This window comes from Pseudoalteromonas phenolica (assembly GCF_001444405.1).
Lineage (GTDB): Bacteria > Pseudomonadota > Gammaproteobacteria > Enterobacterales > Alteromonadaceae > Pseudoalteromonas > Pseudoalteromonas phenolica.
This window is the reverse complement of sequence record NZ_CP013187.1, coordinates 1,148,922-1,157,015: the sequence shown is the minus strand read 5'-3', so window position 1 is coordinate 1,157,015 and position 8,094 is coordinate 1,148,922. Positions and strand designations below refer to the sequence as shown.

At 41.2% G+C, this 8,094-nt stretch carries 7 protein-coding genes; 6 read left to right on the top strand and 1 reads right to left on the bottom strand.

The features are described from left to right. The first annotated feature begins 207 nt into the window (after positions 1 to 207). The 5 genes from PP2015_RS05185 to PP2015_RS05165 all read left to right on the top strand — a co-directional run bounded on the left by PP2015_RS05185 (position 208) and on the right by PP2015_RS05165 (position 6,153). On the top strand, positions 208 to 1,644 hold the full coding sequence (locus tag PP2015_RS05185) for a peptide MFS transporter (RefSeq protein ID WP_058029263.1): 1,437 nt from the start codon (positions 208 to 210) through the stop codon (positions 1,642 to 1,644). 429 nt (positions 1,645 to 2,073) lie between these two features. Further along, positions 2,074 to 3,120 carry a 4-hydroxyphenylpyruvate dioxygenase gene (gene hppD / locus PP2015_RS05180; protein WP_058029262.1) on the top strand — a complete coding sequence of 349 codons (1,047 nt, stop codon included), beginning with the start codon at positions 2,074 to 2,076 and terminating at the stop codon, positions 3,118 to 3,120. Between the two features lie 148 nt (positions 3,121 to 3,268). Then, entirely contained in the window at positions 3,269 to 4,582 is a 1,314-nt protein-coding gene (gene fahA, locus PP2015_RS05175) for a fumarylacetoacetase (RefSeq protein ID WP_058029261.1), read from the top strand. Between the two features lie 133 nt (positions 4,583 to 4,715). Continuing rightward, on the top strand, positions 4,716 to 5,777 hold the full coding sequence (locus PP2015_RS05170; RefSeq protein WP_058029260.1) for a M23 family metallopeptidase: 1,062 nt from the start codon (positions 4,716 to 4,718) through the stop codon (positions 5,775 to 5,777). Continuing rightward, positions 5,767 to 6,153: a bactofilin family protein gene (locus PP2015_RS05165; RefSeq protein WP_058029259.1), complete on the top strand. Its 387-nt coding sequence runs from the start codon at positions 5,767 to 5,769 to the stop codon at positions 6,151 to 6,153. Before PP2015_RS05170 ends, PP2015_RS05165 begins: the two co-directional genes overlap by 11 nt. Here the strand turns inward: PP2015_RS05165 and PP2015_RS05160 are convergent. Then, positions 6,140 to 6,604, bottom strand: a complete 465-nt coding sequence (locus PP2015_RS05160) for a hotdog fold domain-containing protein (protein WP_058029258.1) — start codon at positions 6,602 to 6,604, stop codon at positions 6,140 to 6,142. The two genes, PP2015_RS05165 and PP2015_RS05160, sit on opposite strands and share 14 nt — an antisense overlap. Before the next feature lie 188 nt (positions 6,605 to 6,792). On the opposite strand from PP2015_RS05160, the gene PP2015_RS05155 reads away from it, so the two are divergent. Next, the gene (locus PP2015_RS05155) at positions 6,793 to 7,986 is read left to right on the top strand and encodes a multidrug effflux MFS transporter (protein WP_058029257.1); all 1,194 of its coding nucleotides are present in this window, start codon (positions 6,793 to 6,795) and stop codon (positions 7,984 to 7,986) included. Positions 7,987 to 8,094 lie beyond the last annotated feature (108 nt).

Sequence of the window (8,094 nt, the reverse complement as noted above, 5' to 3'; positions counted from 1 at the left end):
ACTGCACCGCTTCAGTGCATAATTACGCAAAAAAAATGCGAATGTACCTGTTTCAAAGTTTTATCAATTTCATTAAAGCAATGAACGCAACAAAGCTACATCGCTTTAATGAAATTGTTATTAGACGTTTGGCCAAACGTCACTCAAGCACTCAGTGCATAATTATAATTAGGCCACACAACACATTTTGATAATTTAGGAAGAAATATGAGCACATTACCTAAAGCAGGTGAGTTTTTAGGGCACCCTAAAGGTCTATTCCTGCTGTTCGGCACAGAAATGTGGGAACGATTTGGTTATTATGGCATGCGTGCCATCTTAGTTTTATATCTTGTTGCAATGGCACAAGATGGTGGCTTCGGCTGGAGCAACGCTGATGCATTAAGCCTTTACGGTACATTTACGATGGCGGTTTACTTAACACCTCTATTTGGTGGTTGGTTAGCCGATAACGTATTAGGCCAGCGCAAAGCCATCATTATTGGTGGTATTTTAATGGCTGCTGGCCACTTTACTATGGGTATTCCGCATGCCATGGTAAGTGGTATCGAAGAAAGTGTTTTCTATGTAGGCTTAACATTACTTTGTATTGGTAACGGTTTATTTAAGCCAAATATCTCTACTATGGTTGGTGACTTGTACCAAGAAGGCGATAAACGTCGTGACAGTGCATTCACTATTTTCTACATGGGTATTAACTTAGGTGGTGCTTTAGGTCCACTTATCGCAGGTTACGTTGCAGCAGTAATTAACTGGCAGGCTGGCTTTATCGCGGCAGGTATTGGTATGGTTATCTCTGTTGTGATGCAGATGATCTTAAGTAAAAAGTATTTAGGCGACATCGGCGTAGTACCTTCAGCAAAACTGTCTCAGCAGCAGTCTGAATCAGGTCAAAAAGAGCCTCTAACTAAAGTTGAAAAAGACCGTATCAAGGTAATTTTCACAATGAGTGTTTTCAGCATCATTTTCTGGATGGGCTTCGAGCAAGCTGGCGGTCTAATGAATATTTTCGCCAACGATTACACTGATCGTATGTTGATGGGCTTTGAAATCCCAGCTTCTTGGTTCCAATCTCTTAACTCTATCTTCATTATTATTTTCGCGCCGATTGTAGCTATGATCTGGCTTAAGCTTGATAACAAAGAGCCAAACTCGCCAGTTAAGTTTGCCATTGGTTTAGTTTTCTTAGCACTTGGCTTCTTCACTATGATGCTTGCCCTTGCGACTGAAGGTGGTAATGGCCAGGACGCACTACAAATCAGCATGATTTGGTTAGTGCTTTTCTACTTGTTCCACACACTAGGCGAACTATGCTTGTCACCAATCGGTCTTTCTATGGTAAGTAAGCTTGCACCACTTCGCCTTGCTTCACTGCTTATGGGTATCTGGTTCTTATGTACAGCTGTTGCAAACAAGATTGCTGCATTCGTAGGTGCATTCATAGGTGAAGGTGAAGCGGCGATGGAAAATGCCATGGGCATCTTTATCGGTCTAGGCGCAACAGGTTTAATCTCTGCAGCATTAATGTATTTCCTAAGTGACCGTTTAGTTGACTGGATGCATGGTGCAGAAGGCAACCACGAGCCACATACTCAAGAGCATTATTTAAGCGAAGAACTAGAAGTGTCAGGTTCTAAGCAATAATCTCTTTGCAACAAAAAAAGGCCGCTTATGCGGCTTTTTTTATACCCTTCAACAAACTGTATTAATTTGTTTACAGGCAATACTTTTTAAAGTCAATTCAGATGGATCTTTCAAACAAATAACCCTGCTCTCTCTTAAAAAGCAAACTTAAAAATAAACCATAATTATCATAAGCTTAACTACCTTTAATTACAAAAAACTATAACACCTAATCATTGTTAAATTTTGCTCTAGACCACTTTCAAGTATTACAGCGTCTATAAAGTCAAAATGCAGCAAAGTCGTTATTAATGTGTGTTTTTAAATTTACAAATGCCGCCCTGACAATATCACTGCCCTATCTTCCCCTCTCACGATTTTTGATTAATTATTCGTTCCAACAACAAATCTAACAAGCAACCCAATTGTGCTTAATTGCGGAGTATGACAATGAGTGATGTAAAAAACCCACTAGGTTTGGTTGGTATCGAATTTACTGAATACGCAACCCCAGATGCAGATTACATGGACAAAATCTTTGCTGATTTTGGTTTCTCTAAACTTAAGAAGTTTAAAGGTAAAGATATCGTTCATTACAACCAGAACGAAATCCACTTCTTACTAAACAACGAGCGTGGCGGTTTCTCTGCTGAGTTCGCGAAATCTCATGGTCCTGCAATTTGTTCTATGGGCTGGCGTGTAGAAGACGCTCAAAAAGCATTTGATATTGCTGTAGAGCGTGGTGCAAAACCTGCGACAGATTCAGCAAAAAAAGACCTACCGTACCCAGCAATTTACGGTATTGGCGACAGCTTAATTTACTTCATCGACGTATTTGGTGACAAAGGTTCGATCTTTGAAAATGACTTTGAAGACCTAGCTGAGCAAAACATTGTTGAAGATAAAGGTTTCATCCGTATCGACCACCTAACAAACAATGTTTACAAAGGTACGATGGAAACTTGGGCTAACTTCTATAAAGGCGTATTCGGCTTTGAAGAAGTACGTTACTTCGACATCAAAGGTCAAAAGACGGCACTACTTTCTTACGCGCTTAAGTCGCCTTGCGGTACTTTCTCTATTCCAATCAACGAAGGTAAAGATGACAACAACAACCAGATCGACGAGTACTTAGACGAGTACAACGGTCCTGGTGTACAGCATCTTGCGTTCTTAACAAATGACCTTGTTGGTTCACTAGATAAGCTAGACAAAACGAACATCGCAACGCTAGATATCGTTGACCACTACTACGACACTATCTTTGACCGTGTTCCTTGGGTTAAGGAAGACAAAGAAAAAATCAAAGAGCACCAAATCTTAGTAGATAGCCAAAGCGAAGACTGTTACTTACTTCAGATCTTCACTAAGAATCTATTCGGTCCTATCTTCATTGAGATGATCCAACGTGTTGATGACGGTGGTTTCGGTGAAGGTAACTTCCAAGCGCTATTCGAATCAATCGAGCGTGACCAAGAGCGTCGTGGTGTTATCTAATTTTAGATAACCTGAATAAATTAAAAGCAGCTTACGTTATAAACGTAGCTGCTTTTGTAGTTTTTAAAGCTAAGTCGTTTTTCAAGCTTGATTTACTTTATTGAATCTCCATATTTAGACTTAGCCAATTAATGCAAAAGGAAAGACCATGTCTTTTATTAATGAAACGCACGATATTAATTTAAAAAGCTGGGTAAGCAGCGCAAACGTTGCGGGTAATGACTTCCCAATCCAAAACCTACCATTCGCTTCTTTTCGTCGTAAAGGCGTATCTGAAGAGTTTCGCGGTGGTGTTGCGATCGGCGACCAAGTTTTAGATTTAGCGGTAGTTGCGGCTGCAGGTATTTTCTCTGGCGAAGCACAAGAAGCGGTTGAAGCGGCTAACGCACCTGCGCTTAACGAGTTTATGGGCATGGGCAAAGCCCATTGGTCAGCACTTCGTTTAGCATTGTCTAAAGCATTACGTGAAGGCTCTGAGCACCAAGGTGCACTTGAGTCTGCTTTAGTTGCACAAAACGACGTTGAATACGCACTACCATGTCATATTGGTGACTACACAGATTTCTACACGTCAATCTATCACGCAACTGCAGTAGGTAGCTTATTCCGCCCTGATAACCCGCTTCTACCTAACTACAAATGGGTACCAATTGGTTATCATGGTCGTGCATCTTCAATTGATGTATCTGGCCAGAGCTTCCCTCGTCCTAAAGGTCAAACAAAAGCACCTGACGCAGACGTACCATCATTTGGTCCTGCAAAGCGTATGGACTACGAATTAGAGCTAGGTATTTACTTAGGTAAAGGTAATGAGCTTGGTGATGCGATTAGCATTGAAGATGCTGAAGACCACGTATTCGGTTTCTGTCTATTTAATGACTGGTCTGCTCGTGATTTACAAGCATGGGAATACCAACCGCTTGGTCCATTCCTAGCAAAGAACTTTGCATCAACAGTTTCACCTTGGATTGTTACGACTGAAGCGCTAGCACCTTACCGTACACAATGGCACCGTGACGAAAACGATCCTCAGCCACTCGAGTATCTTGAGTCTTCTCACAACCGTGAAGCAGGTGCTTTCGACATTCAAATGGATGTATTACTAGAGTCTGAAAAGATGCGTGCTGATGGTGCAGCGCCAAGCAAACTATCTGAGTCAAGCTTCAAACACAGCTACTGGACAGTGGCACAAATGGTTACGCATCATACTGTAAACGGTTGTAACTTTATTCCTGGCGACATGTTAGGTTCAGGTACACAGTCAGGTCCAGAGCACGAAGAAGCAGGCTCGATGCTTGAATTATCTCGTGGCGGTAAAGAAACCATCACACTGAACAACGGTGAAGAACGTAAGTTCTTAGAAGATGGTGACAAAGTTATCATGCGCGGTTGGTGTGAAGCAGACGGCTTTAACCGCATTGGTTTTGGTTCAGTTGAAGGCACGGTTTTACCTGCAAAATAAACTGAAAAAACTAAATAAAAAACACTATTCAAATCAAGGGCGTGCATAGAACACGCCTTTTTTTGTGTTTTTAAGCTGGATTTTTGCATAAATATTGTTAAGGTAAGACGTTGTTAATAGTTTATTAAGAAATATGTTGAGCAAGATCAGTCACCTAGCTAAAAGCGCTTTCAAACCAAAGCAATTACTACTTCGTCAGAATGGCGATGTCAGTATGCTAACTCTGCCAAGCAGTCTTCAAGTCAGCCTGTTGTGCGCTGCTATTGGTGCGGTTTGCTGGATCAGCGTCAGCTCTCATGGATATTTACAACAGCAAGATCAAATTCAAACGTTAGAAAAGCAACATTTAACGGCTGAATCAAACTGGCAGCTAGAAAAGCAACAATTAAAACAAAAATTAGCTGAGCAAACAAAAACACTTCAAGACCTTTCTAAACAACAGAACTTATTAGAGGGCTTAGTCGAGGCTTTACCTGAAAGCGTCACTTCCCCTGCTTCTACAGAAAAGCAAGTCACTCAAGATGACAAGTTTGAGGAAAAATCACAAGACTTAGCCCACAAACAAGCCTCATTACTTAATCACATCGAGAAAAGTATCACCGCAAGATCGAGTGAGCTACACACTCATTTAGATGAAATAGGTTTAGACAAACAAACATCCCCCTCACCGATTGCGCAAGGTGGCCCTTACCACCAGCTAGACACACAGCATATCTCTACTGATTACTTGCATGTCATAGATAAGCTCGTAGAGCTCAATGAGCTTGAGCAAATGATCACTTTGCTGCCTGATAGTATGCCAGTAAAAAAAGATAAGTTTTACGTATCAAGTCAATTTGGTTATCGCAAAGATCCCATCACAGGCCGAAGAGCCATGCATAAAGGCGTTGATCTGGCAGGTTGGCATAAAACTGATATCCATGCCCCTGCGGCTGGCACGGTGACAAAAGCTGGTAAAAATGGCGGCTATGGTAAGTTTGTTGAAATTGAACATGCTAATGGGCTAGTTACGCGTTTTGGTCACCTTCATACCATTAAAGTTAAGAAAGGCCAAAAAGTCGAAAAGTCTGATGTGATCGCCTTGATGGGAAGTACTGGCAGAAGTACCAGCACTCATTTACACTATGAAGTATTACAAAATGGTAAGCATATCAATCCGATAAAACTGGCTAAGGTACTTTCTCGTGTTCAATAAATTTAAAAATAACAACAGCGCAGGTTTACCCGCATTAATATCGCCGAATACCCATGTGACTGGGCAAATTGACTGTGAAGGTGAATTACAAGTAGATGGTAAAGTAACAGGTGACTTACAAGTAACTACTCTGATCGTTGGGCAACATGGTGAAGTCCATGGCAATATTGTCGCTGATACTGTACAAATTAAAGGCACAATCAATGGCAATATCAACGCACAATCAGTTCACCTAGAAGTCTCCGCAAAGGTTCACGGCGATGTTGCACATGATACCCTGATTATCGATGCTGGGGCGCATTTAGAAGGCAAGCTGACTCATAAGCAAGCTCCTGACAATATTACCCCCATTAAAGAGCAGGCTAGCGCTCAGTAATATACATAGTGATGTCAGCATGAAAGACTTTGGTTTTATGCTGATCAAACACCTCTACTGGCACAATCAAGTCCTCTTTGTCTTGCCATACTCTTGGCAAATCAATTCTAGCCTCAGCGGTTAAGACTCCATCGGCTTTCTTTAAATATTGGACCGTCATGCCCTTCGGGATCCAACGATGTGTTTTAACTGGCACAGTTGCATCTGTCATTACACCCGCCACTAACTCGGCAAGATTACACTGTGCAATAGCATGAATAGTACCAATATGATTTTGAATCGAGCGTCGTTTCTTTATAACAGCAACACATTTACCCGCTTCTAAATGCGTAATTGTAGGTTTTATAGAGCCAAAGTAAGGGGCTTTAATACATACAGCTTTGCTAAATAACCAATTACCGAATGGTAACCAACGAACACTTTTGTAAATACCCATTAATGATGCGGCCATGCTTTGCTCCAATTGTTATTCTTTTATGATGATAAAACATAACTCATCAGACCAGTTTTCAGCAAGTGTAAATTGAATATAACCTCAAATAAAAACAATAAATGAAAATATATTATCGTTTCTCGGTATTAAGTCCTGTCGTTTTTATTTAAGAGCGTTACAATACGCGCCCTTAATAAGGAGTGCGCATGTCTGACCCCCAAATTAACTCAAAACTCAGCGTTTTTATTCTCATTTTACTCGTTATTTTCTGTCCGCTTGGTATTGATTTATACCTACCTGCATTTCCTGCCATGCAGTCTGGCTTAGCAGTAAGCAATGTACACATTCAGCAAACCGTTGGCATTTATATGTTAACTGTAGGCTTAGGGCAGCTAATTGCAGGTCCACTTGCTGACAAATATGGCAGAAGACCCATTGCATTAACCGGTATCTCTTTATTTGCGCTCGGTGGTCTGCTTGCAGCAAACACCAATGATTGGCATTTAGTTATGGCAGCTCGTGCATTGCAGGGGTTTGGCGCATGTGCGACTTTTGTTACCGCTTTTGCCATTGTCAGAGATCAGTTCGGCCACAAAGGCAGTGGTAAAATGATCACTTACCTCAATGGTATCGTGTGCTTTATACCTGCATTGGCACCAATCTTCGGTGCTTGGTTAACCATACAATTTGGCTGGCAAAGTAACTTTATCTTTTTAGTCATCTTCGCAGTACTTGGCTTTATTTTATTATTTTTGCTTTGCCCTGAAACGCGCCCAAAAGATACCATTTATTCTGGCCATATATTGGATTTCAGACGATTCAAACCCATGTTTGCAAGCAGTGAGTTTATGTTTAACGCCTCTATCACCATGGTTGCCATGTCTGCTATGTTGGTATTTGTCACTACAGCACCTGAATGGGTGATGACTCAGCTGGGTAAAGATATCTCGGAGTTTACGATTTGGTTTACTGTGAATGCCATAATCAGCATTGCAGCCAGCTTTATCGCCCCGAAATACATTCAAAGTGCACCTAAGCAGAGCCTAATTTTTGGCTTAGCGCTACTAACATTGGGTGGTCTACTCATGATAGCGCTTGGTACTGTTGCTGAGCCTGCTGCATTCATGCTACCTATGTACATCGCCTCAATCGGATTTGCATTTACATTAGGCTCTGCAGCTGGAAAAGCACTTAGTGGCTTTGCACAACAGGCAGGTACTGCGTCTGCACTTATCGGTGTGATGCAAATGTCTGGTGCTGCTGTGCTTGCAGTATTAACACAGCAGTTTGGTTTCAGTGCACCTGTTCAAGTTGGTCTTCATTTAATTACTTGCCTAGTTTATATCGGTCTTTTGTGGTCTTCAAAGACCCATATTTATTATTCTACCGATAAAGGTTAAGTTGATTGTGATTTCAATCTTAAAAATGTCATATCTTTAAGGGATACTTAAAATATTACAGAATATAGCGCTTGCTATAGTGATAAATTCATTGGCTTCACTAGGCAG

Coding starts and splice junctions, on each gene's coding strand:
- PP2015_RS05185 (WP_058029263.1), top strand. CDS start 208: ATGAGCACATTACCTAAAGCAGGTGAGTTTTTAGGGCACCCTAAAGGT.
- hppD (WP_058029262.1), top strand. CDS start 2,074: ATGAGTGATGTAAAAAACCCACTAGGTTTGGTTGGTATCGAATTTACT.
- fahA (WP_058029261.1), top strand. CDS start 3,269: ATGTCTTTTATTAATGAAACGCACGATATTAATTTAAAAAGCTGGGTA.
- PP2015_RS05170 (WP_058029260.1), top strand. CDS start 4,716: ATGTTGAGCAAGATCAGTCACCTAGCTAAAAGCGCTTTCAAACCAAAG.
- PP2015_RS05160 (WP_058029258.1), bottom strand. CDS start 6,604: ATGGCCGCATCATTAATGGGTATTTACAAAAGTGTTCGTTGGTTACCA.
- PP2015_RS05155 (WP_058029257.1), top strand. CDS start 6,793: ATGTCTGACCCCCAAATTAACTCAAAACTCAGCGTTTTTATTCTCATT.